Source organism: Erwinia billingiae Eb661 (genome assembly GCF_000196615.1).
In the GTDB taxonomy this organism is placed as follows: domain Bacteria; phylum Pseudomonadota; class Gammaproteobacteria; order Enterobacterales; family Enterobacteriaceae; genus Erwinia; species Erwinia billingiae.
On sequence record NC_014306.1, the window covers coordinates 4,229,771 to 4,254,588 of the forward strand.

The following is a 24,818-nucleotide window of genomic DNA, read 5'->3' on the forward strand; positions in this document are numbered from 1 at the left end:
TCACAATGTCACCAGGTTACACTATAACAAATCATAACTTATTATTTTTATTGATTATTTTACTTACCAGCAAACGTAAATCTTTGGCACTAATGGAAATCTGGCGACGATCGTCCCGCCGATGCCTTACTGATAAAGTTAAAAATTTCGCGGCAGTCAAAATCATCAGTACGGCCTATCGCAATGAATAACCTGACCTCCCTGTTGCTGTCCGCATGCCTGCTATTGAGCGGCTGCGCCTCGCTGTCCAGCAACAGCATTGATACCTCCCCGGAAGCCAGCCTGCTGGCAAGCTGCCATGTGCCGGTAAAACAGCAGATTGATGCGCTGGCCAAACCTTTGATCGACGCGCACCGCACGCCCGGCGTGGTGGTTGCGCTGTTGCATGGCGGCAAACGCCAGGTGTTCAGCTACGGCTTTACCGACACCGACCGGCAGATCCCGCTGACCGGCGATACGCTGTTTGCGGTGGGCTCGGTGACCAAAGGCTTTACCGCAGAGAGTGCGGCGCTGCTGGTGCAGCAGGGCAAACTGCGCTGGGACAGCACGCTGCGGGAGATGCTGGGCAACGAGGTGGCGCTCAGCCCGGATGCCAGCAGGATCACCCTGATGGAACTGGCGACCCACACTTCCGGCCTGCCGCGCCAGATGACCACGCTGCATATGCTCGGCAAGCTGACCGACTATCTGTTTACCGGCAATCCTTTCTATGACGACCTGGATCAGGGCGAGTTTGTTAGTTACCTGCGCGATTTTTCCGCGCCGGCCCACCGTTCGGTGATCTACTCCAACCTCGGCTATTCGATTCTGGATTACGTGATCACCCGACACAGCGGCCAGTCGCCGCAGCAGATCGCCAGCCAGCAGATTATCGCGCCACTGGGCCTGCGCCATACCGGCTATCAGCCTGAGACATTGCCGGGCTATATGCTTCGCGCCCGCGGACATGCGGGCGATCAGCCTAAATTTGTTCGTCGGGGGGAAGTGGTGCCGGAGTGGCATTTTGCCGGCAATATGGTGGGAGCCGCCTCGCTGTGGTCCAGCGCCAACGACCTGTTAACCTATCTGAATGCGCATATGAACGGCAGCGGCGATCCGGCGCTGGACGCGGCATTTGATGATGCCACCACCATTCGCTTTAAAGAGCCGAAATATGACTCTTCCGCGTTAGCCTGGCTGAGCAACAATATTGACGGTCAAAGCATTCTCTATCAGTCCGGCTTTATCGGCGGCTACGCCAGCTATATCGGTATGGACATCAAACACCGCACCGCCATCGTGGTGCTACAGAACAGCTTTAACTGGGATAATGATATCGGCCACCGCATGCTGCTGCGGTTGGCGACCGAGAAGGATCAAGGAACGGCGTGTGGGGCGAGCGAGGGAGGGGTTAATTCAGTGAGGTGAGTGCATGAGAATATTGCGGGGCAACTGCGGATGATGGAACAGCCGCTAAAGGCGAAGCAGCTGGAGCTGGCTCGCCATACTTGCGTGACGGGCGGCTGGAGGTAAAAGCCAGAAGGATCATTGGGATCGCTTCCGGCTTTAACTTTAATTACTAATATATACTGACGGCCCCATAAACTGAATATGAATACACTTTAGGTGCAAAAAAATACTAGGCCCATTAATTAAAACCTCGCTATACCCATCATTTTTCTCTATTTTAATTTTAGCCTGCATGTTAGTAGACATCCCATCTAACTTGATTGTGCTAACGCCACCGCAATTTATACCACATCGACATCTATTATAACCTTTGACCCATTTAACTGGAGGATTGTCTGGCAATTCATCAATTAAGTCGAAAGATATTATTACAGCAGCACCTTCACGATCTATTTTTACGTCAAAAACATCGATTTCATTAATTTCTACAGGCTTAGAAAAAACATTATTAATCATATAACTACCATCAAGATCATTCCAATACACATTAACCCCCTCAAAATTCATAATGATCAAACGTACCTGAAACAAATCCTGTTCGAATGTTTTCAATAGGCCTTACGTTCAAATGACGGCCTTGGTTTCCGATCCCTCCTGGATAGCTATGTCCCGCAGAATGATCCTGAATAATAATTTTATTTCCATCAGTTTTTGTAAATTGATATTCCCTAGTCCAGATCTGATTTCCACTCTTATCTGAAATAGGATTATTATTTGAGTCAGTCATTCGTACATTCCTATGATCTCCATGAAAACCAGTTTTAGGATTAAATATCCTATCTGGTTGTTGAGTCATTGGTATTCCTGCATCTCTTTTCGCTGCTCTGAAGGCTTCTTTCCTAGAATTGAATTGAGAATTACATTTAGTAAGTCCCAACGGATCGATCCAACTCAAAGGATTAGGCGCATACGCATACAGGTTATCACCACCCGCCAGCCCTATCGGATCCTGAACAGTAAACCGTCCTACACCGGGATCGTAATAGCGGAATAAATTATAGTGCAGCCCGGTTTCTTTGTCAGCGTACTGCCCTGCGTAACGCAGGGGTTGCTCAGTAAGGGAGCGATCCTGACGGACGTCGAAACTGCGGGTGGTCTGGTATTTGACCTCCCCAAACGTGCCGTAATGGCCAGCCCAGCGCAGATGTCCTTCTTCGTCCGTTACCTCCAGCGGCGCGCCGTTCAGATCGGTGTTAAACCAGAAGATGTCTGCTGCTGTTCCGGCGACAGGCTGATCCAGTCTCGCCAGCGGGCTCCAGATATCGTTCGGATCATAAAGGTAAGTCTGCCGTGCGCCATTCTGCTTTTGTTCCTGCAGCAGACGGTAACCCTGCCACAGGAAGCGCGTGGCAACGGTTTTGTCATGGAGGCGAACCGCTTTGCAGGTACGGCGACCCAGCGCATCGTAATGATAGTGGGCCTCAAACCGGCCTTCCGGGCCGGTGCCGCTGGCCTTAATCAGGCGGTTATCTGCATCGTAACGGTAGTGCTGTTCGTCCGCGCCGTTGCGGCGGCTGATCAGGTTGCCCCAGCCATCGTATTTGTAAAACAGGTTTCGCCAGACGCTGAGGCGGTTATCCGCAATGGCGTCCGTGTCCTGGCTACCGTGGCTCTGACGCTGGCCGTAAACTGGATCATCATTCCAGCCTCCCCAGTTATCGGGAAGCGGGCCATTGCCCTCTGCCAGCAGGTTGTCGGCATTGTCATAACGCAGTTCGTTGGCGGCCCGGCGACTGCGCGATTCTGCATGGCTCAGCAGCCGGCCTTCAGCATCGTAGCCGTAATGGATATCGCCTCTTAGCGTGTCGCTGACGCCGGCCAGTTCGCCCCTTGCGGTATAGCGGAAAGCGCGGGCCAGCAGCGTACTCTGTGGTGAAACAAATTCACCGCTCAGCTGGCTTTGCTGTTGCGTGCGGCGGCCGAGCGCGTCGTAGCTTCGCGTCTGCAGGCGGGTTCCCTGGGTGCGTGATACCTCGCGGTGCAGGCTGTCGCGGGTGAATTCGCTGACCGTCTGGCGGTTGAAACCGATCGCGCTGACGTGGCCGGAACCGTAATGCAGCCAGCGGAGTTCATCATCGCCAGGCAGGGCCAGATGGGTCAGATTGCCCTGCGCATCCCGGGTATAACGCAGCGTGCCGTTCACCCCGGACTCTTCTTCCAGCTGCCCCAGCGCGTTATAGCTGAACTGCAGGCTGTCTTCTTCAATGCCCAGCGCTCGTCCTGACTCTGTTGGCGTGCGCTGCAGCCTTGTCAACCTGCCGCGCAGGTCATAGCAGTAATCCCATTCAGCACTGATGTTAGCGCGCCAGAGGAGCTGTCCGGCGGCATCGTGTCGGAACATCTGGCTGCGGCGGGCAATGCCGCCATCAGCCGCTTCCCGCGCGGTCTCCGCCACGGTGGCAAGGTAGCCAGCCTCGTCATAGTCAAACTGACGGGAGGTCTCATCCGGGCGAACTTCGCGCGTCAGGCGTCCCGTCGGATCGTGCTCAAAACGATAGCGTCCTCCGTTGCCGTTATCCAGCTCGGTTAACCGTCCGCGCACGTCATAATGCCAGCGCCGCGTGCGGTTCAGGCGGTCGGTCTGGCTCAGCGGCTGGCCCAGGGCGTTGTACTGCCAGCGAGTGAGGCTCTCCAGCGGATCATGCCACGCCGCCAGCTGATTGCGTTCGTTCCAGCTAAAGCGTTCCGTCGTGCCGTCCGGGTGTTCCACTTCGCTAAGCTGCCCGACGGCAAGCCAGTGCCAGCGGGTGATATTGCCCTGCGCATCGATCATGGCTTTGGGCTGGCCAAAGGAATCGTACTGCCAGCGCGTGATGCTGCCAGAACAGTCAGTACGCTGCGTCAGCAGTCCCTGATGGTTCCACTGCAGACTGACTTCGCCGCCGCTGGCGTCGGTTATCCTGTCCGGCAGGCTCTCTTCAGCGTCCGGATAATGCCAGCGGGTGATGTTGCCTGCGGCATCGGTCTCAGCGATCAACCGACCTGCCGGGTCAAAATCACTGCGCTCGCGGACGCCGTCGGGCCAGGCGATTTCAACAAGATTGGTCGACAGCCGTGACCAGCGATATTCCGTCCTGCGACCCAGTTCATCTTTCTCACTGAGCAGACGGCCATGGCGGTCCCACTGACAGCTGCGCTGTGCGCCGCCCGGCAACAGGACGCAACACAGCTCCCCCTTCTGATAGATAAAGCTGTAACGGCGGCCGTCCCAATCGGTAAACGCGGCCACGCTGTCATCATCCTCACAAACCCAGTGAGCGGTGCAGCCGTCTTCACGCACTGCCCGGCGGGTGCCGTTTTCAAAATCGTAACTGAAGTCCAGCCTTTCTCCCGCGCTGTTGCGGTAAGCCACCACGCGCGGCAACCCCGCAATTTCGCGCCACAGGTATTCGTTCAGCAGGCCGTTAGCATCTTCATGGCTGCTCATCAGCCCGTCGTGCCAGCTGAAGCGTCGCACCACGCTACCGCCCCGGTTTTTAACCCTGACCAGCTGACCTTCATCATCATATTCGTAGCTAACCAGCGTGACTGCATCATCAAGTCGGGCTTCCAGCAGCCGCTTTCGCGCAGGGTCGTAACGGCAGATGACCCGCTGCCCGGCACTGTCGATCAGTTCATGCAGCAGACCATCATGCTGATAATGGAAGGTGATGGTATTGCCGGTAAGGTCAGCCATGGCGGTTAACAGGCCGGGCATCGCCTCGTCCAGACTGCCGTAATGCAGACGCTCGCCGCTGACATCAAACACCGACCAGCTGTCATCGCTATGGTGCTCCAGCCAGCACTTCTCGCTATCGCACCAGGTTTTACGGCCTTTGGGGACGTCGGGGAAAGAGACGTAGTCGCCGGACGGCGCGCGCCAGACCAGCCCATCCTGATAGCGTGCCAGACGGGTTTCCCAGAACAGGCTCCAGCCGCGACCCAGCACACTCTCTGCAGGATTGCCGCTTCGCCAGTAGCGCTGCCAAAGCACGGGCAGACGGGAGGGAAGCGTGAAATCCAGCTCATCATCGCCGTCGAGGAATTTTTGACCGCTGATAAGATCCACCGGGCGGGCAATAATGCCTGCCGCCGCCGCGCCGGTCATCAGTGCCCCCGCGCGACAGGTAATGCGGGCGAGTTTATTGATGCCGGGAAGTTTAGCGAGCAGTTTACTCAACGCGCCAACCTTACCAGCTGCACCGCCCCAGCCACCCACCAGGCCGGTGAACAGCAGCGTCAGATCCGAGGCTTTATACATCCAGTCGGCCACTTCCGGCGTGATGGGTAGGGTGGTCTGGCGGGCCCCGCCAATAAACACGTTGGACGACCCCGTCAACACTTTGGCATCACAATTGGTGGCGTCACCGATACGCGCAGCAGGAAAACCATTGATAAAGACGCTGGCAGAGCCCTGTGCCACCTGCATCGAAGGGCCGTCATTGGCACAGCCTGCCTGGCTGAGGGTGGCGATTGCCGCGGGCTTGCCGTTGATAAAGACGTTATGTGACCCCGTCAGGATCTTGCCGTTCGCGGACATGCCAGCTGCGCCGGCTGCGGCAATGCCATCGCGGGCAGCGGTTGCCAGTTCTCCCGTCGCATAGCCCACTGCCAGACTGGCGCCGACTAACAGCAGACCGACACCGAGATAGGAAGAAGCCAGCCCTGCCACCATCAATGCTCCGGCGGCGATGCCCCCCATCGCGCACAGCAGTCCGCCCACGACTGTTCCGGCAATCATCCCGGCAAGAGCATGGGAATGGCCGATATCATCGCCAACACGCGCAGCTTCAAGCATGTGAAATGTCCTTATTAACGGGCGACGTAGCTTTCCAGTAGAGAGCTGAAGGTCGCCATATCGCCGTTATCCAGCACGGCGGTTTTGCTTTGAGTGATAACCAGTACCAATCTGTCGTCAACCGCGAAAACGGCTTGCTGCTGAGCGATGCGTTTACCTTCCCGCAGATAGCTGGCGTGGATGCTCTCGCCCGGCAACGCAGGTTGCCCCAGCGTCGCCGGTTGACGGCTTTCCAGCTTCCAGCCCTTCAGGACTTGATTCAGTTGCTGCAGCTGACGGTCTATATATGCCCCCAGCATTTCGCCTTCATTCAGCGCATCGCGGGCAATAGTAATGACTGCGCCTGCAGGATCGAGGGGTTTGAAAACGTTGAGGGTGCGATCTTCATAACCTGGCGGCAGGTCAAGCTGACCTTCGGTGAAAATGCACTGCGGAGAGGTGGAAGACATGATGCCCAATCCCTGATGCTTAAAGATAATTGATGCAAACTATCATCTCACGATGCCAGACGCAGACCAAGAAAAAATCGCCGTAGTCCATTACTTACAACAGGTTAGGAAAAATATTAAGCATCTTGCCGGTGTGGAATTATTAACGGATTTATTAAGGATATTATCCAAGCGGGTTATCTGTTGCCGTAAAACCGGCGTCATTAGTTGGCCGGTTTGAGATAAACCCGGCCAACTAAAAGCAGACTTAAAATCGAGATCAGGCGAGGCTATTCATCCAGCTCTAAAGGCGGCAACTGAGCGAAGACGCTGAGCAGACCGGCGCTCCACAGCTGGCGGATTTGTGAGTAGTAGGGATGCTTTTCGGTCAGGTGATACTGTTGCGCGATGCTGTAACTGTCGGTGGGATAAATCATCACGTCCAGCGGCAGTCCGACCGAGATATTACTGGCCAGCGTAGAGTCCATCGAGATCAGCGCGCACTGCATCGCCTGGTCCAGCGGCGTATCAAAGCGCAGCACGCGGTCGATAATCGGTTTGCCGTACTTGCTTTCACCAATCTGGAAATACGGCGTGTCGGTGCTCGACTCGATGAAATTGCCCTGCGGGTAGATCTGGAACAGCCGCGGCTCTTCGCCTTTGATCTGGCCGCCCAACATCAGCGTGCCGCCAAACTCTTCTCCGTCCCGTTTGATGACTTCACGCAGCGTATCGCCCACCAGCAGCGCCACATCGTACATGTTGCTACAGCTCATCAGGTTGGGCTTTTTCGCGTCTTCGCACCCGCGCCTTAACAGGCTGAGGGCACTTTGCGTGGTGGCCAGGTTGCCGGCACTTTGCAGGACCAGCGTGCGCTCATCGTCCTGTTGGAAAACATGAAGCTTACGGAAGGACGAAATATGATCGACCCCCGCATTGGTTCGGGAGTCCGAAACAAAAATCATCCCTGACGATAAACGCATTGCCACACAGTAAGTCATAGTTTGCCCGAGTCATTAATTACTGCTGCGAATTCACCAGTTGCACCGCAGCCACCGCTAACATGTCTTCGCTCCCGCCGCCCAGCCTCATGCCCCGTACCGGGCAGGCATCCATATAATCTACGCCCACCGCCAGCTTGAGATGCTGGCGCGTGCTGCGGGTATTATTGGTGATATCAAAGCTGTGCCAGCTGCCGTCCACCCAGGCCTCAACCCAGGCGTGCGTAGCCACATGTTCAACGGTGTCAGTATAAAGGTATCCGCTTACATAGCGAGCGGGGATATGCAGGCTGCGACAGCAGGCCAGAAACACGTGGCTGTGATCCTGGCAAACCCCGGTGCCCGCGGCAAATACTTTCGCGGCGTTATCAGTAACAATCGTGCTACCCGGCTGATAAGGCATTTTCAGTAATAACTCGTCCATCAACCGGTCCAGGCTGGCCATTGGCGCTTCCGGACGGAAATAGCGCAGGGCAAAGTCGCGGATTGCCGCATCAGGCTGAGTTAACGGCGTCACGCGCAGGAACACTAACGGCGACAGACAGCTGTCCGGATCCGGCGCCATGTCGCCATCATCGAGGATTTCCACCATGCCGCGCGCTTCAATCTCAATCGACTGGTGCGGCGTATCCAGCGTCAGCACGTGCAGCACGTTGCCGTAGGTATCGGTAGTACAGATCGCCTGCTCGGGCAGGATCAATTCCCAGGAAATAATGTTCTGATGGACCGAATTCTGCGGCGTTAGGCGCAGATACTGGGTGCTTTGCTTCACCAGACTCTGATAACTGAAAAGGGTCTTATGGGCGATATCCAGTTTCATTTAGCCTCCAGGTAAGTCTGTTGAATGCTCACGGCAATGTTGCCAAGGTCGCCAAGGAAATCCTGCAGCCAGCTGTGGATCCCCTCTTTTATCAGCGAGTCGTACGAGGTGAAGCGCAGCTCTGCATCCAGCACCGTCACCAGCAGACGCGGGCGATTTTCACCGCTGCCACCGATCAAGTTTAGCTGGTTGGAAATTTCATCAATGCAGGATCGTAAGGATCGCGGGCTCTCTTCCCGCAGGATCAGCATCTCATTGACGCTGGCACTGGCCAGCTCCTGTTTGTAGATGGTGTGGTAAGCCTCGCGCGCCGATACCGAGCGCAGCAGGGTGTCCAGCCGGTAATATTCGCGCACCGAGTCGTCATCCTGCTCGGTCAGATAGTGGGTCACGTCCAGCAATCTGGCGGTGCAGTCCGCCCGCTCCAGCAGCGTGCCGAGCCGGATAAAGCTCATCGCATCGCCGCGCATCAGCGTGCCAAACATCGCGCCACGAAACAGGTGCGAACGCTCTTTTACCCAGTCGAAAAAGGCATCCGCGCCGATGCTGCTGACGCCTTTGCGCCGCAGCTTGCGCATCTCAATCCAGCTGGAGTTGATGCTTTCCCACACTTCGGAAGAGAGGCTGCCGCGCACCGCGTGCGCGTTGTTCCATGCCGATTCCCAGCAGCAAAAAATACTGCCCGGATTGCGTTCATCGAGCACAAAGAAATTGAACAGCTGCGGCATCGCCAGCTTGTCATTCAGCGTCCAGAACAGCTCGCTGGTGCTGGTCAGGTTAAGCGGTACGTGCAGCTCATCGTCGTGGCTGCTGCGCACCGGCATCAGCGACAAACGGTTGGTCACGTCCAGCACGCGGGCAATGTTTTCAGCACGCTCTAAATAGCGCGCCATCCAGTACAATCCACTGGCTGTGCGACTCAGCATTGGTCATCCTCCAGCACCCAGGTATCCTTAGTCCCACCGCCCTGCGATGAGTTCACCACCAGCGAACCTTCGGTCAGCGCCACCCGCGTTAACCCGCCCGGCACCAGCCGGATTTCGGCACCGCTGAGGGCAAACGGCCGCAGGTCGATATGCCGGGGTGCCAGGCCCTGCTCGACAAACGTCGGGCAGGTCGAGAGCGCCAGGGTGTTCTGTGCAATGTAGTTTTGTGGCCGGGCAATCAGCAGCGAACGGAACTCTTCCAGCTGTTTCTGAGTGGCCACCGGACCAATCAACATGCCGTAGCCGCCCGCGCCATGCACCTCTTTCACCACCAGCTTTGGCAGGTTAGCCAGCACCCACGAGAGCTCGTCCGGGCGACGGCACTGCCAGGTCGGCACGTTATTGAGGATCGGATCTTCGGAGAGATAAAACTTAATCATATCCGGCACATACGGATAGATAGATTTGTCGTCCGCCACGCCGGTGCCGATGGCATTCGCCAGCACCACATTGCCGGCGCGATAGACCGACAGCAGCCCCGGCACGCCGAGCATGGAGTCGGCGCGGAAAGCCAGCGGATCGAGGTAGGCATCATCCACGCGGCGATAAATCACGTCGATTTTGCACGGGCCCGCCGTGGTGCGCATCATCACTGCCCCGTCCTTCACAAACAGGTCGGCACTTTCGACCAGCTCCACGCCCATCTGCTGGGCAAGGAAACTGTGCTCAAAGTAGGCACTGTTGAAACGACCGGGCGTCAGCACTACCACCACCGGATCGTTCACCGGCGAGCTTTCGCGCAGGGTTTGCAGCAGATGCGACGGATAGCGTTCGACCGGCGCAATCCGCTGTTGGGCGAAGAGTTCCGGGTAGAGCCGCATCATCATTTTGCGGTTTTCCAGCATGTAGGAGACGCCGGACGGCGTGCGCAGATTGTCTTCCAGCACGTAGTATTCACCGTCGCTGTTACGCACCATATCGACGCCGCAGATATGGGCGTAGATATCGCGATGCAGATTCAGCCCCTGCATGCAGGGTTGATACTGGTCGTTAACCAACACCTGCTCCGCCGGGATGATGCCGGCTTTCAGGATGTGCTGCTCGTGGTAGATATCATGGAGGAAGGCATTCAGCGCCTGAACGCGCTGGCGGATGCCTTTGTCCAGCATCGCCCATTCACTGGCCGGAATAATGCGCGGCACGCTGTCGAACGGGATCAAGCGCTCAGCGCCGCCATCCTGACCATAAACATTGAAGGTAATGCCGACGCGGTGAAACAAAAGTTCGGCCTCTTCCCGCTTGCGGGCGATCGCCTCGTGGTCGGCTTTTTGCAGCCAGTGCCAGTAGTCGCGATAGTGCTGGCGGTGCTGACCGCTGCCCAGCAGCATTTCATCATAAAAGGTTGATGCTAATTCATAGCCTTGATTCATGATTTCCCTTCCACTGTCGGTGAACCCGTTACTTATCTGCACAAAGCGTGCCAGTACCCAGGGTGACAGAGCGGAGCCTGATGCCGTGCGAGGGCACCATCAACGCCTGGCTTGGCCGGTGCGCCGGGAAGTATCCCTGGAAAGGAGGTCGTAAAGGAAACGCACCATAACGGTGCGTTTAATCAGCGGCGATCAGTTTTGTTCCAGCGGGTGCCAGATTTCGGTGACGGCCCCTTCACCGCCGGTGATCGGGTCATGCTGCGGCATCGGAACCCGCTTAATTTCTACTATAGACTGGTTCAGAAGATTCAGCTCATCACGGCGGGTATCTGGCTGCATCCCGCGCGGGTAAGCGCCGACCGCAAAGAAGTCATCGCTGGCGGCCAGCTGTTGATGGCCAACGCCCGCCGGGATCAGCACCGCGTCGCCGGCATAGACGGTGACCGCCCGGCCGGTTTCACCGCCAAACAGAATTTGCGCCCAACCGGCAGCAATCCCCAACAGTTCATGGGTGTTGGGATGGTAATGGGTGTAAGGGAAAACCGGATAGCGCCAGCGCGGCAGCCACTGGTGGCGGGCAAACAGATCTTCGAAAAAGCGGGCAATGTCTTCTTCATCATCCGGTGCGACCTGCGGATAGATGATCAACGGCAGCGGATTGTTCGGTACGCCGCTGGCGGGCTGGAACGTCATATATTGCGGATTGGATGACGCGCCGGCAGAGAAAGTACCGGCAGCGAAGGACATCATGGTGAGTAGGCTCCCAGATTGCGGCAACATACGGCGTCTCCTGTTTCTGGACTTGATTAGTTGTTAATTAATTGTGGCAAATAATCCACAAGATGCAATGTTTGCGCGACGGCGCAGATCACATAACTTATTAATTTACGGGAACTTAACTCAAATCAGCGCAGCGGCAGATCCTTCAAGAGAAAGAAACGGAAATCGGGCTCAAAAAGGCGCGATGCAATGGCGTTTACCACGGTAGGCAAACTGTTATAGCCATATTAATGAAAACTGTGTCTGCCCTGACTTTACGCAGTGTGTTTTACTGTGAACAGTCACGAATGAGGTGAGAAAAATGCACGACGTAAAACAGATACTGCAACGCGAGATCGACACGCTGAATCAACAGGAACAGCGCGATAACCGGCCACGCCTGAGCATGACCTTCCTGAAAAACCATCCCGGCTTATGGATATCAATGTATGTCTGTTACGCATTGACCGTAGCGCTGTGTTTCACCACCGAATTCCTCGGCTGGCCGGCGTTCTGGGGCGCGACGTTTTTTGTGCTGTTGATGAGCGGCTTGATGATGCTGGATGTGAATCCGCGCTACCGTTTTGAAGATATCGATACGCTGGATCTGCGCGTTTGCTATAACGGCGAGTGGTACTACATTCGTACCCTGTCCGACCAGGCGATTCAGGAAATCCTCTCCAGCAGCCAGGTTTCTGACAAGGTGAAACAGGGCATTGAAAAGCTGCTGTCGCTGAAAGGCGAAGTCGATTTCTACGACGTATATCATCTGACCTGGGGCCAGCAGCGCGCCTCAACTATCTGATGGCAATGGGGCCAGGCAAACTGGCCCATTAATCGCATCCATCAGCTCCTGCCCCGACGTCCGTCCGCCCTGCCTTTACAGCATTTCCGCAATCAGTCCCCCGAGAATCGCTACCGCCGCCTCCTGCGCATCGCCCCACGCCCATGACGCGTTAAAGCGGAAATAATTCGCGTATTGTTCGCCTGACGAGAACATTTTTCCGGGTGCAATACTGATGTTGTTGTTCAGCGCGCGGTAATAAAGTTCGGTGGTGTTCACCTGGCGCGGCAACTCCACCCACAAGAAATAGCCGCCCTGGGAATCGTTGATCCTCGCCTCTACCGGCAGATGACGCTTCAGCGACTGTCGCGCCTGATTCTTGCGCTGCTCCAGCAACATCCGCAGTTTGCGCAGATGGCTGTCATAGCTGCGGGTCAACAGGTAGTTGGCCAGCGCCAGCTGCATCGGCGTGCTGGTCGACAGCGTGCTCATCAGCTGTAAGCGCTGGATGCGCTGCGCATGCTGACCGGCAACCACCCAGCCGACGCGAAAGCCGGCCACCAGATTCTTGGAGAAGGACGAGCAGTGCAGCACGCTTTGTTCCAGCTCAAAGGCTTTAGCGGGCAGCGGCTTTTCATGACCAAAATAGAGTTCGTTGTAAACGTCATCCTCAATCAGCGTCACCTTATGGGCAGAGAGGATCTCCACCAGCCGCTGCTTTTTCGCTTTGGTCAGCGTATGGCCCACCGGATTCTGCTGGTTGGTCATCATCCAGCAGGCCTTGATCGGCCAGCGCTCCAGCGCCCTTTCCAGCTCGTCTAAATCCATCCCATGCTGTGGATCGGTGGCGATCGCCACGGCCTTCAGCTTCAGCCGTTCAATCACCTGCAGCGCGCCGTAAAAACACGGGTTTTCGATCGCTACCCAGTCGCCGGGTTCGGTGACCGCCTGCATACTCAGGTTCAGCGCTTCCATCGCACCGTTGGTAATAACGATTTCATCCGGGGAGACCTGAATGCCCTGCAAGGCGTAACGCTGCGCCAGGGTTTTGCGTAAGGCTTCATTGCCCGGCGGCAGGTTATTCAACGCGTCGGCAGGCTTCATGGTGTGGGAAACCGAGGCCAGCGAGCGCATCAGCTGCCGCTGCGGGAACAGTTCAGGATCGGGGAAGGCAGAGCCAAACGGCAGAATGCGCGGGTCGCGGCAGGCTTGCAGCACATCAAAGATAAAGGCATTGATATCGACAGACTCCGCCAGCTGCACCTTCTGGTGGCTGGCAGGCTGGCTGAGGAAGTCCGCGCGCGGGGCAACGTAGTAGCCGGACTGCGGGCGGGACTGGATCCACCCCTGGCTCTCCAGCACCTGATAGGCGTGCATCACCGTCATCAGGCTCATGCCGCTTAACGCGACCTGCTCTCGCAGCGAGGGCAGTTTTTCTCCCGGCAGCCAGACTTCCGACGAAATCTGCTGCTGGAGTTGGTCGATGAGCTGCTGGTATTTAGCCAAAACTGTTACATGCCCGAACTAGGAATTTGGCAACTATTATAGGTCGCCGCTGACGGATTAAACAATGTCCGTTAGCGGCGTGATGCCAATCAACTCTTTTTTCAGGGTTGGCAACACGTCCACTTCAGTGTCACCGACGTAATGCTTCAGCCCGGCCACCTGATCCGCAGGGATTGGTCGGCCTAATAAATAGCCCTGTAGGGAGTTACAGCCGAGGCTGGTAAGAAACGCCTGCTGTTCTTCGGTTTCCACCCCTTCAGCCACCACTTTCAGGTTCAGGGTCTGCGCCAGCGCCACAATGGCGGTGACGATGGTGGCATCCTCGCTCTGCGCCTGTAACTCATTGACGAAGGCACGGTCAATTTTCAGCTCGCTGGCCGGTAAACGCTTCAGGTACAGCAGGCTGGAGTAGCCGGTACCAAAGTCATCAATCGAGGCTTTGACGCCCAGATCGGTCAGCTGCGTCAGGATGCGGATACTTTCATCCGGATCGCGCATCGCGGTGGTTTCCGTCACTTCCAGCGTCAGCAGCTCGGCCGGAATATGATGAACCTTCAGCGCGGTGAGCACGGTTTCCACCAGGCCTGGCTGTTCAAACTGCAACGCGGACAGGTTGACGGCCACCGACCAGTGCGGATTGCCCTGCAAATGCCAGATACGCAGCTGGCGACAGGCTTCGTTGATCACCCAGTTGCCGATACTGACAATCAGCCCGGTTTTTTCCGCCAGCGGCAGGAATACGTCCGGGGACATCAGGCCGCGCTCCGGGTGCTGCCAGCGGATTAACGCTTCAAATCCGAGGATCGGTCCCTGCGGAGCACAGAACTTCGGCTGATAGAACAGACGGAGTTCTTCACGCTCCTGCGCCAGCCACAAATCGTTAATCAGCTGCAGTTGGCTCTGCGCAATCATGTTCATCGATGGCTGGAAGAAGGTGTAGCCGTTACGGCCGTTATTTTTGGTGTGATACATGGCGGCATCGGCATTGAACATCAGCTCGCGCTCGTCATTGCCATCGCCAGGGAACACGGCAATGCCGATGCTCAGCGACACCATCAGTTCATAACGGGAAATTTCAAACGGCTGATCGATGGCTTTGACCAGCATATCGGCCGTGGTGGCCGCATCATTGGGATCGTTGATCTCCACCAGCAGCACAAACTCATCGCCGCCCAGACGGGCCAGCGTGTGGTGGCCCTTCAGCAGATGGTTCATTCGGTCGGTGACGGCAACCAGCAGGTTGTCACCGATATGGTGGCCGAAGGCATCATTAACCGCCTTAAAGCCATCAAGATCCATAAACATCAGCGCAAAAGAGGTGTTTTCCCGCACCGCTTTATTCATCGCCTGGTCCAGACGATCTTCCAGCAGAATACGGTTAGGTAAGCGGGTCAGGTTATCGTGTAGCGCCAGCTGAGCCAGCTCGCGGTTGGCATCGGCCAGCGAAGACGCCAGCACCGAGGTTCGCGCCTGCAGGCGGGCATCCAGCGTCGACACCACCAGGGTGATCCCCAGAATGGAGAGCGTCACCACCACCACCAGCACCGCCAGCCAGTTGCTGTTAACGCCCATTTCAGTGGCGTGGCTGTGCATCGGGAAGCTGGCGGCCGCCATGCCGGTGTAGTGCATCCCGGCGATCGCAAAGCCCATTACCGTTGCCGCACCCGCGCGCATCAGCGCCAGTCGACCGCCGCCCTGACGCAGCTTAAACGCCAGCCACAGCGCCGCAGTGGACGCGGCCAGCGCAATCACCACCGACAGCATGATCCAGTTCCAGTTCCAGATGATGCCCGGCTCGAACATCAAGGCCGCCATGCCGGTGTAGTGCATCGCCACCACGCCGCTGGCTAACACCAGCGCGCCTACCATCAGGCGATGCAGCGGCAGTTCGCCGTAGCAAACAATCCACAGCGCGAAGATAGAGGCCGCCACCGCAATCAGCATCGACACCACGGTCAGCGTGGGATCGTAACTCATCACCATTGCCATGTTCATCGCCAGCATGCCGATAAAGTGCATCGACCAGATGCCGACGCCCATCGCAAAGCCGCCGCCAAACAGCCAGACCTGCGCTGTTCTGCCTGTAGTGGTCGCCACTCTGCCCGCCATATCCAGTGCGGTATAGGAAGCCAGAAAAGCCACGAAGATGGAAACGATGACCAGAAGCTGGTCGTAGGAGCTCATAAGCATAGGGAAATCTCTGATGCTGATGCCGTTTTACGGGCGCCGGGTAGTTAAACAAAATTGCTGAAAAAAACTGCCTTTGAGATCAGTGTATCGGCTAAAGATCAGGCAACTTTATGCCTGTGACAATAAAGAACGGAAGCTGAATAAAATAAGCACAGCGCAATGATAGATATCCCTATAATTTATCTCGTTTATTAATTGCCAATAGCGATCCTACGAACATAGCAGAGGCACTTTTTTTTGCGAAGTTATAAATAGGAAAAGTCCCGTTTATTTTCACAGCCCAGATCGGGTAAGGGTTTGGCGCAGAAATGATTTCTACCGGTAAATTGATAAGCTTTATTTTAAGGTTTCGCTTCGCTACAAGGTCCAGGCTGATCTATAGTAAAGAAAAACAAGACAAAGCTGTTAATTCAAACGCCTGAAGCACAGCCCTCAGGTGTTTATTGTGACAGCGATCAAGTAATTTTATTGCAGAATTTAGCGTCACTTATATTAATTTCACATCAGGCGAAAAAGCACGTTCATCTGTCTAATCAGTAAGGAATGGTTATGAAAATGAAGCTTTTTCTGCTGGGCTGTGGCCTTAGCCTTGGCGTGGCCTCTTCTGGCTTTGCCGCCACCACAACGGGAACCATTAACGCAAGGCTGGTCCTGACCACCGGCTGCCTGGTTAACGGTCAGTCCGCCACCACCGGCGTTAACTTCGGTACCTTAGACTTTGGTAGCAGCGCTGCCACCTTCGATACTCTGAACGCCACCTTAGTCGGCTCGCTGGGTAACGGCATCTTTGTCCGTTGCACCACCGGTCAAACCTACAACGTTCAGCTCACCAGCAGTAATGCGGCCCCCGCTACCGTGTTCGGTGCGGTGACGGCACAGCCACGCTATCTGGTACTCGGCAGTGACGCCACACAGGGAATTGCTTACACCCTGTATGGCACCACCTCTTACACCACGCCAATTGCTAACAGCACAAACCTGACTAATACCGGCACCACCGATCCGGTCAACGGCGACAACTACCCGATTTACGGTCGTATCACCGGCGGTGGATTCAATGCGGCCATTCCGGCAGGCACCTACACCGATACCATCAACGTAGCCGTCAATTACTGAGTCTGAAGACAGGGAAAACAACGTGCTGGAGTGGGTGATGCGACAAGGCGGGAGGCTTTATCCGCTGTGCCTGATGCTGCTGTTAATCAGTTATCAGAGTTGGTCGCTACCCACTCAAACTTTTCAGGTGACGGCTTCGGTGGTCAACGGCTGCGTGGTGTCGGGAACCAATCCAGGCGTGTTTGGCACGCTGGATTTTGGCACCCAACCGGGTGTTGGCAGCCGCAGCGTCAGTGCCGCGTTTGTGCAAAGCACCACCATCACGCTGGCCTGCACGCCCGGCACCACGCTGAATATGAGCATTAATGGCGGTAGCAACTACGGCTCCAGCCGTAATCTGAAGGTGGCAAATAACACCAACCTGGTGGCCTATTCGCTGTATACCAATGCCAGCCACAGTGCGGCAAGTGCTATCCCGGTGAATCAGAACGTGGCGCTGACCTACAGCAATGCAAACAACATTACCCTGCCGATTTATGGCCTGCTGCAGCTGAGTGGCGTCAACCGGGCAGGGACTTACAGCGACACGCTGACCGTGACGCTGAGTTGGTAAAACAGGGATTTCAGAAGGATTGAATAATGAAGACGCTACGACTTTTTGGCCTGCTGATCAGCCTGATGGGCAGTGCTCTGGTGGCGCCAGCCTGGGCTGGTAACTCGGTGTTGATCTGGCCTATCGATCCTAAAATCCCCAGCGGTGATAAAGCCACCGAGCTGTGGCTGGAGAACCGGGGAGAAGCCACCACCTTAATGCAGGTCAGGGTGTTTACCTGGCAGCAGATTAACGGCCAGGAACAGTATCAGACGCAGCAAACCGTGGTCGCCAGCCCGCCGCTGGTGAGGATTGAACCGGGGAAAAAACAGCTGGTGCGGTTGATCAATCAGACGCCGCCACCGGCAGGCAAGGAGGTCGCGTACCGGGTATTGCTGGATGAGATCCCCACCCCGCAAACGCCGGGTAAAGACCAGGCCGGGCTGAACTTCCAGATGCGTTACTCGGTGCCGCTGTTCACCTACGGTAAAGGCCTTTCCTCCGACTCGGCTAAGCCCGATCTCAGCTGGCAGACGGTCAGCCAGGATGGCCATTCCGCCATCAGGATCACCAATAACGGCTCTGGCCACGCCAGACTGAGCAAGGTCTCGCTCGGCAGCCGCATTCTGTCCAACAGCCTGTTTGGCTATGTGCTGGCAGGATCCAGCAATACCTTTCCGTTGAATTTCCCGGCTTCCAACAGTTCGGAACTGAGCGCGCAGCTGGAAAATAACAAAAGCTGGCGTAGTACCGGTTCCTCACAGTAACGCATGAGCAGGCGATGCGTTGCGTCACTGGGACGCTGCTCCCTGGCCGTCACCGGCATCATCAGTTGCCTGTTCCCTGTAACCGGCAGCGCGGAAACCTTTTCCTCACTGCCGCCGCCGCCGCAACAAACTGCGCCAGGTCAGCAGAACAATCAGTACATGCTGGGACTGGTGGTGAACGATCAGGACAGCGGTCAGGTGGTGCCGGTTGAGTTTAAGGATGACCACTATTTATTGCGCGCGGGCGATCTGCAGCGCGCCGGGATCCCCACCTCGAAGATTAACGCCTCGATTGTCGATGTCTCGACGCTCCCCGAGGTCAAAGCCGAATACGATCGACCGCGTCAGCGCATCCTGCTGACCGTGCCGCCGGCCTGGCTGCCGAAGCAAACCATCGCCAGCGCCGAGACCAACGGCCCGCGCTATCCGGGACGCACCACCGCAGGCGCCCTGTTCAATTACGATCTGTATACCAGCCACACCTCGGCCAGCGGCACCCGAATTTCTGCCTGGAACGAATTCCGCCTGTTCAGCGAAAGCGGGCAGTTTTCTACCAATGGCGTTTATCAGGAACAGCTTTCCGGTACGCCGGGCAGCCAGGACGAGGGCTTCCTGCGCTACGACACCTGGTGGAGTAATCAGGATGAGAACCACTCGCTCAGCTGGCGGGTGGGCGATCTGATCACCGACTCGCTGGCGTGGACCAGCAGCGTCAGGCTGGGCGGTATCCAGATCGCCAGGGACTTTTCCGTGCGCCCGGATTTGGTCACCTATCCGCTGCCGTCGTTTTCCGGCCAGGCGGCGGTGCCATCAACCGTTGACCTGTTTGTGAACGGTTATAAAAACAGCAGTAACAACGTCCAGCCTGGCCCGTGGTCACTGACCAATATGCCGTTCGTTAACGGCGCGGGGAACGCGGTGGTGGTGACCACCGATGCGGTGGGCCGGCGCGTGACCACCACCCTGCCGTTTTATGTGTCGAGTAACCTGCTGAAACCCGGCCTGTCGGACTTTTCATTTTCTGCCGGTGCGCTGCGTGAAAATTACGGTCTGAAGAATTTTGATTACGGAGCCGGTGCGGTCAGCGGCTCGTATCGTTATGGCCTGAACGACTGGCTGACGCTGGAAAGCCACGCCGAAGGTGCCGATGCGCTGGCGGTGGGCGGCGCGGGCGGCCAGATGAGAGTTGGCTCGCTGGGCGTGGTCAATGCAGCGCTGACGCAAAGCCAGATGGAAGGCGACACCGGCACGCAGTACAGCTGGGGTTATCAGTACAACAACAGCCGCTTCAGCGTCGGCACGCAGCATATCGTGCGCTCGTCGGGCTTCGGCAATCTGGCCCTGTACGGCGATCGTAACGGTAACATCGGCGGCTCGGAATACACCCTCAGCCGCCGCAGCGCCCAGTACAGTGCCAGCCTGTCGCTGAACCAGTATGGCAGCGTCGGCGCCGCCTTTATTGATATCACCAGCGGCACCGGTGACCGCACCCAGCTGTGGAACCTGTCGTGGAGTAAGAACCTGTGGGGCAACAGCAGCCTCTACGTCTCGGCCAGCCGCGACCAGCAGGAAGGTGAATGGTCCGGTGCCATCTCACTGGTGATCCCGTTCAGCGATCTGGGCACGGTCAGCGTAAGTCAGGAACGCGATCAGCAAGGCGGATCGTCACAACGCATCACCGCCTCACGCGCGATGCCGACCGAAGGCGGTTTTGCCTGGGATGCCTCGTATGCCAATCAGAGCAGCGACAGCGATTACCGCCAGGCGAGCCTGAGCTGGCGTAACGCCAATCTCGAAACCTCCGCCGGCTTCTATGGCGACAAGGACTACAGCACCGAATGGGCGGATTTAACCGGCTCGGTGGTGTTGATGGATGGCAGCCTGTTTGCCGCCAATCAGGTTAACGACGCCTTCGTGCTGGTGAAAACCGACTATCCGAACATCAATGTCCGCTACGAAAACCAACTGATGGGTAAAACCAATGACAACGGCTATCTGCTGGTGCCGGGCATCAGCTCCTATTATCCGGCGAAGTACGATATCGATACGCTCGATCTGCCGGCGGATATGACCACCTCCAGCGTGGAACAGCGCTTTGCCGTCAAGCGGGACAGTGGCTATCTGCTGCACTTCCCGATTGAACCGCTGCGTGCCGCCAGCGTGATCCTGCACGATCAAAACGGCCAGCCGCTGCCGGTGTCCACGCAGATCCTCCGCGAAGGTCAGGCAACCGAATACGTTGGCTGGGATGGTCTGGTGTGGATGGAAAACCTGAAAACTGACAATGCTTTCCGCGCGGAAACGCCGGATGGTCGCCACTGCGCGTCAACACTCACTGTGGCGGGCGGCCGCCCGAAATCGCTTGAAACTTACGGGCCGCTAACCTGCTCGCTCACATCCGATCCCTCTCCAGGAACGTCACCATGAAAAAGCTGCTTTCCGGCCTGTTATTCCTGCTGCTGCTGGCCTGCGCGATCCCCGGCTGGGCCGCCTGTACGTTACCCTCTTCCACCGCCAGTTTTGGCACCGTCAGTTCATTTGCGGTCAATACCACTGCCAGCAACATAACGGCCAACGTCAACGTCAATTGCGGCTCGGGCAGCGTGCTGTCACTGCTTTCTACCGACTATATAAGGCTGCAGCTCGCCAGCGCCACCTACACCAGCGGCACGCGGGCAACGTTAAAAACCGTCAGCACCGGCACCGACAATATCCCGCTTCGCACCTGCACCGACGCCGCCTGCGCCACGGAAATCGCGGTCGGTGGCGTCACCACCAACTATAGCCAGGCGCAGCTGCTGAACCTGCTTGGTCTGGGCGGCGGGCAGAACTTCAGTATTCCGCTCTACCTGCGCACGGTACCGGGGCAAACGGTGGCCGCAGGCACCTATACCGTCAACCTGAATATCCTGGTCAACTACAACATTTGTACCGGCATTGGCGCGTTGGGACTCTGTCTGCTGGGCAATCAACAGACGGGATCGGGCACCATACCCATTACTACCACGCTGATTGTCACCAATGACTGTACAACCATTACCGCACCCGATATCAGCTTCGGCAGCGCGCCGCTGGTCAGCAGTTTCAATACCATTTCTCAATCGATTAATGTGATTTGTACCAAAGGCAGCACCTACACGGTGGGGATGAGCAACGGCAGCCATGCGGTGGGCACCCAACGCTATATGACCAGCGGCAGCAACCAGCTGGCCTACGAGATTTATCAGAATGCCACCACCACGCGCTGGGGGCCAACCGGTACCGACCGGGTGTCGAGTAGCGCATCCAGTGCCCTCAGCACCGATGGCCTTACGCGAACCTTCAACTATACCGCCAGGGTTTTGACCACTCAGGCCACGCCGGTGGCGGGCAGTTACAGCGACAGTGTAGTGATCGACCTGTCGTTCTGAGTCGATGACCGCCGCCGTCAGCGGCTTCTGGCGGCGGCTTTTCTGCCTGAATTATGGCTGGTACTGCATGTGTTAATAATTTGTTACGAAGAGTCTGCACAGCGCCCGGCTAACGGTGACCGTCATCACATTAAATCCGCGGCTGGCAGGATAAAACGGAAGAAAACCCAAAAGGATGCTGTATGACTGCCGTGACTTCTCCCCCAAATCCCGCCCGCAAGCCTCAGGGTAATGCCAGAACCATCTTCAATGTGACCAGCGGAAATTTCCTGGAAATGTTCGATTTCATGGTGTTTGGTTATTACGCCACGGCTATCGCCAAAACCTTTTTCCCGGGTGACGATCCCTTTGCCTCGCTGATGCTGACGCTGATGACCTTCGGTGCAGGTTTCCTGATGCGGCCATTGGGCGCCATCGTGCTGGGGTCGTATATTGACCATCATGGCCGCCGCAAAGGGCTGCTAATGACGCTGGGCCTGATGGCCATCGGCACGCTGACCATTGCAGTGGTGCCGGGTTACAACACGCTGGGTGCCGCCGCGCCGATCCTGATCCTGTTAGGACGCCTGTTGCAGGGCTTCTCTGCCGGGGTTGAGCTGGGCGGCGTTTCGGTTTATCTGGCCGAGATCGCGCCGAAGAACCGTAAGGGCTTCTTCGTTAGCTGGCAGTCGGGTAGCCAGCAGATCGCGGTGATTTTTGCGGCGCTGTTAGGCCTGGGCCTGAACCATCTGCTGGAAAAAGATCAGGTCACCGAATGGGGCTGGCGTATCCCGTTTGTGATCGGCTGTATGATTGTGCCGTTCCTGTTCTGGATCCGGAGCAAGCTGGAAGAGACCGAAGCGTTCAGCCAGCGTAAAACGCACCCGTCAATGAAGCAAATCGTTCGCTCGGTCGCCAGCAACTGGGCGCTGGTGCTGGCGGGCATGCTGATGGTGGTCACCACCACGGTGATGTTCTATATGATCACCGCGTTTACCCCCACCTTCGGCAAAACCGTGCTGATGATGAGCGATAAACAGAGCTTCTTCGTCACCCTGTGCGTGGGCGTGTCTAACCTGATTTGGCTGCCGATCATGGGTACCGTGTCTGACCGTTATGGCCGCCGTCCGCTGCTGATTTTCTTTACGCTGCTGATGATTGCCACCGCGTGGCCGGTGCTGCACTGGCTGGTCGGTTCCCCGAGCCTTTCCCACCTGCTGGAAGCGGAACTGTGGCTCTCGTTCCTCTACGCCAGCTATAACGGTGCGATGGTGGTGTATCTGGCAGAAGTGATGCCGGCGGAAGTGCGGGCGACCGGCTTCTCACTGGCTTACAGCCTGGCAACCGCCCTGTTCGGCGGCTTCACCCCGGCCATCTCCAGCTACCTGATCCACGTCACCGGCGATAAGGCGATGCCTGGCGTCTGGCTGACCTTTGCCGCCGTGTGCGGATTGATTGGGACAATGATTATCAAGCGCCTGATCCGTCAGTACCAGACCCGACACAGCGGCGCCCCGGCGGTGCAGCTGTAATAAAAAAGGGCCGACATCTGCATGTCGGCCCTTTTTTTAACGCCCGTCGGTTACTTCCCGGCGGTTTCCATTCCCATCAGACCAATCTTCAGATATCCCGCCTGACGCAGTTTATCCATCACGCCCATCAGCGTTTCATAATCCACAGACTTATCTGCCTGGAAGAAAATGGTGGTCTCTTTATTGCCTTCGGTCTGGCTGTTCAGCGCATTCAACAGCGTTTCCGGTGTCACCGCATTGTTGCCAATGAACAGCTGCTTGTCGGCTTTGATTGACAGGTAAACCGGCTTCTCAGGACGCGGCTGCGGCGCACTGGTGGAAGCAGGAAGGTTAACGCGGACGTCAACGGTTGCCAGCGGCGCGGCGACCATAAAGATAATCAGCAGCACCAGCATCACGTCGATAAACGGCGTGACGTTGATTTCATGCATTTCGCCGTTGCTTTCGAGATCTTCATTCAATCGCATTGCCATGGTGCTTATCCTACCCGCAGTTTCTGAGCGGGCGCACGCTGTGCGCTGCCGCAGGCGGCCAGGTCCAGATCGCGGCTTTGCAGCAGCATCACCTGGGCGGCAACATCGCCCATTGACGCTTTGTAGTTGCCGATCAGGCGGGCAAAGACGTTGTAGATCACCACGGCGGGGATGGCCGCAACCAGGCCGATAGCGGTGGCCAGCAGGGCTTCCGCAATCCCCGGTGCAACCACCGCCAGGTTAGTGGTCTGGGTCTGGGCAATGCCGATAAAGCTGTTCATGATGCCCCACACCGTACCAAACAGACCGACGAACGGTGCGATGGCGCCGATGGTGGCGAGGAAACCGTTGCCGCGGCCCGCGTGACGGCTAAAGAACGCCACGCGGCGCTCCAGGCGGAAAGAGGTACGCTCTTTGATGCCGTTGTCGTCGTCGGAGCCTGCGGAAAGTTCCAGCTCGTTTTCCGCTTCTTTCAGAAACTGCGTGGTCAGGCTGCCCGCTTTAAAGCTGGCGCTGATCTGCGCGGCTTCCTGCAGAGAGCGTGCACCTGCCAGCGCGTTCTGTTCGTTTTTCAGGCGGCGTTTCGCGGCGCTGAGTTCAAAACTTTTACTGAAGAAGATCGCCCAGGTCACGACAGATGCCAGCAGTAAGCCGATCATCACCACTTTTACTACGATGTCCGCATGCTGGTACATGCCCCAGACGGAAAGATCCGTCTGCATCAAATCATTCGTCACGCTGTGTCTCCAACGTCATTCAACGGGTAAAAAAAACCAGTGCGGATCATACCAAATCAGTGCTGAATTGATAGTGGTTATCATTACTATTTACTTTTGGGGTAACATTTTTTACACACTTTCCTGATTTAGCGCATATCCAGCCGACTTTTGCTGAATCTTTCTCACAGTGCCCTACGCTTAATTTCGCCCAGCCGCCTGC

20 protein-coding genes are annotated in these 24,818 nt (G+C 56.7%); 8 read left to right on the top strand and 12 right to left on the bottom strand.

Annotated features, from left to right (window positions below; genetic code table 11):
- Window positions 1-183 precede the first annotated feature (183 nt).
- Window positions 184-1,407, top strand: coding sequence for a serine hydrolase domain-containing protein (locus EBC_RS20735; protein ID WP_013203821.1), 1,224 nt, complete (start codon window positions 184-186; stop codon window positions 1,405-1,407).
- A 144-nt stretch (window positions 1,408-1,551) separates the two neighbouring features.
- On the opposite strand, the gene EBC_RS20740 is transcribed toward EBC_RS20735, so the two are convergent.
- The 8 genes from EBC_RS20740 to EBC_RS20775 all read right to left on the bottom strand — a co-directional run bounded on the left by EBC_RS20740 (window position 1,552) and on the right by EBC_RS20775 (window position 11,611).
- Window positions 1,552-1,935 (bottom strand): Imm50 family immunity protein, encoded by a 384-nt coding sequence (locus tag EBC_RS20740; protein ID WP_049789673.1) that lies wholly within the window; start codon window positions 1,933-1,935, stop codon window positions 1,552-1,554.
- A gap of 10 nt (window positions 1,936-1,945) precedes the next feature.
- Window positions 1,946-6,226 carry an HNH/endonuclease VII fold putative polymorphic toxin gene (locus EBC_RS20745; RefSeq protein WP_013203822.1) on the bottom strand — a complete coding sequence of 1,427 codons (4,281 nt, stop codon included), beginning with the start codon at window positions 6,224-6,226 and terminating at the stop codon, window positions 1,946-1,948.
- Window positions 6,227-6,240: 14 nt separating this feature from the next.
- Entirely contained in the window at window positions 6,241-6,675 is a 435-nt protein-coding gene (locus EBC_RS20750) for a DcrB-related protein (protein ID WP_013203823.1), read from the bottom strand.
- 269 nt (window positions 6,676-6,944) lie between these two features.
- Entirely contained in the window at window positions 6,945-7,655 is a 711-nt protein-coding gene (locus EBC_RS20755; RefSeq protein ID WP_013203824.1) for a proteasome-type protease, read from the bottom strand.
- Between the two features lie 19 nt (window positions 7,656-7,674).
- Window positions 7,675-8,475 carry a transglutaminase family protein gene (locus EBC_RS20760; RefSeq protein WP_013203825.1) on the bottom strand — a complete coding sequence of 267 codons (801 nt, stop codon included), beginning with the start codon at window positions 8,473-8,475 and terminating at the stop codon, window positions 7,675-7,677.
- Window positions 8,472-9,401, bottom strand: coding sequence for an alpha-E domain-containing protein (locus EBC_RS20765; RefSeq protein WP_013203826.1), 930 nt, complete (start codon window positions 9,399-9,401; stop codon window positions 8,472-8,474). The genes EBC_RS20760 and EBC_RS20765 overlap by 4 nt, the downstream gene beginning before the upstream one ends.
- Window positions 9,395-10,831 (bottom strand): circularly permuted type 2 ATP-grasp protein, encoded by a 1,437-nt coding sequence (locus EBC_RS20770; protein WP_013203827.1) that lies wholly within the window; start codon window positions 10,829-10,831, stop codon window positions 9,395-9,397. The genes EBC_RS20765 and EBC_RS20770 overlap by 7 nt, the downstream gene beginning before the upstream one ends.
- A gap of 192 nt (window positions 10,832-11,023) precedes the next feature.
- The gene (locus tag EBC_RS20775; protein WP_041692125.1) at window positions 11,024-11,611 is read right to left on the bottom strand and encodes a cupin domain-containing protein; all 588 of its coding nucleotides are present in this window, start codon (window positions 11,609-11,611) and stop codon (window positions 11,024-11,026) included.
- 301 nt (window positions 11,612-11,912) lie between these two features.
- On the opposite strand from EBC_RS20775, the gene EBC_RS20780 reads away from it, so the two are divergent.
- Entirely contained in the window at window positions 11,913-12,395 is a 483-nt protein-coding gene (locus tag EBC_RS20780) for a YlaC family protein (RefSeq protein ID WP_013203829.1), read from the top strand.
- Window positions 12,396-12,470: 75 nt separating this feature from the next.
- On the opposite strand, the gene EBC_RS20785 is transcribed toward EBC_RS20780, so the two are convergent.
- Both EBC_RS20785 and EBC_RS20790 read right to left on the bottom strand, forming a co-directional pair.
- Entirely contained in the window at window positions 12,471-13,880 is a 1,410-nt protein-coding gene (locus EBC_RS20785) for an aminotransferase-like domain-containing protein (protein ID WP_013203830.1), read from the bottom strand.
- A gap of 57 nt (window positions 13,881-13,937) precedes the next feature.
- On the bottom strand, window positions 13,938-16,070 hold the full coding sequence (locus EBC_RS20790) for a putative bifunctional diguanylate cyclase/phosphodiesterase (protein WP_013203831.1): 2,133 nt from the start codon (window positions 16,068-16,070) through the stop codon (window positions 13,938-13,940).
- Window positions 16,071-16,619: 549 nt separating this feature from the next.
- Between EBC_RS20790 and EBC_RS20795 the strand changes: the two genes are divergently transcribed.
- From EBC_RS20795 to tcuC, 6 genes are all read left to right on the top strand, one after another.
- Entirely contained in the window at window positions 16,620-17,186 is a 567-nt protein-coding gene (locus EBC_RS20795; protein ID WP_013203832.1) for a spore coat protein U domain-containing protein, read from the top strand.
- Window positions 17,187-17,223: 37 nt separating this feature from the next.
- Complete coding sequence (locus EBC_RS20800; RefSeq protein WP_013203833.1) at window positions 17,224-17,739, top strand: Csu type fimbrial protein; 516 nt, start codon at window positions 17,224-17,226, stop codon at window positions 17,737-17,739.
- A gap of 26 nt (window positions 17,740-17,765) precedes the next feature.
- On the top strand, window positions 17,766-18,485 hold the full coding sequence (locus tag EBC_RS20805) for a fimbrial biogenesis chaperone (RefSeq protein ID WP_013203834.1): 720 nt from the start codon (window positions 17,766-17,768) through the stop codon (window positions 18,483-18,485).
- A 3-nt stretch (window positions 18,486-18,488) separates the two neighbouring features.
- Window positions 18,489-20,912, top strand: a complete 2,424-nt coding sequence (locus EBC_RS20810) for a fimbria/pilus outer membrane usher protein (protein WP_013203835.1) — start codon at window positions 18,489-18,491, stop codon at window positions 20,910-20,912.
- Complete coding sequence (locus tag EBC_RS20815) at window positions 20,909-21,895, top strand: Csu type fimbrial protein (protein ID WP_013203836.1); 987 nt, start codon at window positions 20,909-20,911, stop codon at window positions 21,893-21,895. Before EBC_RS20810 ends, EBC_RS20815 begins: the two co-directional genes overlap by 4 nt.
- 182 nt (window positions 21,896-22,077) lie before the next feature.
- Entirely contained in the window at window positions 22,078-23,406 is a 1,329-nt protein-coding gene (tcuC, locus tag EBC_RS20820) for an MFS transporter (RefSeq protein WP_013203837.1), read from the top strand.
- Window positions 23,407-23,456: 50 nt separating this feature from the next.
- Here the strand turns inward: tcuC and exbD are convergent, their stop codons facing one another.
- Together exbD and exbB are read right to left on the bottom strand one after the other, a co-directional pair.
- Window positions 23,457-23,879 carry a TonB system transport protein ExbD gene (gene exbD, locus EBC_RS20825; protein ID WP_013203838.1) on the bottom strand — a complete coding sequence of 141 codons (423 nt, stop codon included), beginning with the start codon at window positions 23,877-23,879 and terminating at the stop codon, window positions 23,457-23,459.
- A gap of 5 nt (window positions 23,880-23,884) precedes the next feature.
- The gene (gene exbB, locus EBC_RS20830) at window positions 23,885-24,616 is read right to left on the bottom strand and encodes a tol-pal system-associated acyl-CoA thioesterase (protein ID WP_041692126.1); all 732 of its coding nucleotides are present in this window, start codon (window positions 24,614-24,616) and stop codon (window positions 23,885-23,887) included.
- Window positions 24,617-24,818 lie beyond the last annotated feature (202 nt).

Bases quoted from the DNA above. Each gene is read 5' to 3' on its own strand.
- EBC_RS20735 (WP_013203821.1), top strand. From the start codon at position 184: ATGAATAACCTGACCTCCCTGTTGCTGTCCGCATGCCTGCTATTGAGC.
- EBC_RS20745 (WP_013203822.1), bottom strand. From the start codon at position 6,226: ATGCTTGAAGCTGCGCGTGTTGGCGATGATATCGGCCATTCCCATGCT.
- EBC_RS20750 (WP_013203823.1), bottom strand. From the start codon at position 6,675: ATGTCTTCCACCTCTCCGCAGTGCATTTTCACCGAAGGTCAGCTTGAC.
- EBC_RS20755 (WP_013203824.1), bottom strand. From the start codon at position 7,655: ATGACTTACTGTGTGGCAATGCGTTTATCGTCAGGGATGATTTTTGTT.
- EBC_RS20760 (WP_013203825.1), bottom strand. From the start codon at position 8,475: ATGAAACTGGATATCGCCCATAAGACCCTTTTCAGTTATCAGAGTCTG.
- EBC_RS20765 (WP_013203826.1), bottom strand. From the start codon at position 9,401: ATGCTGAGTCGCACAGCCAGTGGATTGTACTGGATGGCGCGCTATTTA.
- EBC_RS20770 (WP_013203827.1), bottom strand. From the start codon at position 10,831: ATGAATCAAGGCTATGAATTAGCATCAACCTTTTATGATGAAATGCTG.
- EBC_RS20775 (WP_041692125.1), bottom strand. From the start codon at position 11,611: ATGTTGCCGCAATCTGGGAGCCTACTCACCATGATGTCCTTCGCTGCC.
- EBC_RS20780 (WP_013203829.1), top strand. From the start codon at position 11,913: ATGCACGACGTAAAACAGATACTGCAACGCGAGATCGACACGCTGAAT.
- EBC_RS20790 (WP_013203831.1), bottom strand. From the start codon at position 16,070: ATGCTTATGAGCTCCTACGACCAGCTTCTGGTCATCGTTTCCATCTTC.
- EBC_RS20795 (WP_013203832.1), top strand. From the start codon at position 16,620: ATGAAAATGAAGCTTTTTCTGCTGGGCTGTGGCCTTAGCCTTGGCGTG.
- EBC_RS20800 (WP_013203833.1), top strand. From the start codon at position 17,224: ATGCGACAAGGCGGGAGGCTTTATCCGCTGTGCCTGATGCTGCTGTTA.
- EBC_RS20805 (WP_013203834.1), top strand. From the start codon at position 17,766: ATGAAGACGCTACGACTTTTTGGCCTGCTGATCAGCCTGATGGGCAGT.
- EBC_RS20810 (WP_013203835.1), top strand. From the start codon at position 18,489: ATGAGCAGGCGATGCGTTGCGTCACTGGGACGCTGCTCCCTGGCCGTC.
- EBC_RS20815 (WP_013203836.1), top strand. From the start codon at position 20,909: ATGAAAAAGCTGCTTTCCGGCCTGTTATTCCTGCTGCTGCTGGCCTGC.
- tcuC (WP_013203837.1), top strand. From the start codon at position 22,078: ATGACTGCCGTGACTTCTCCCCCAAATCCCGCCCGCAAGCCTCAGGGT.
- exbD (WP_013203838.1), bottom strand. From the start codon at position 23,879: ATGGCAATGCGATTGAATGAAGATCTCGAAAGCAACGGCGAAATGCAT.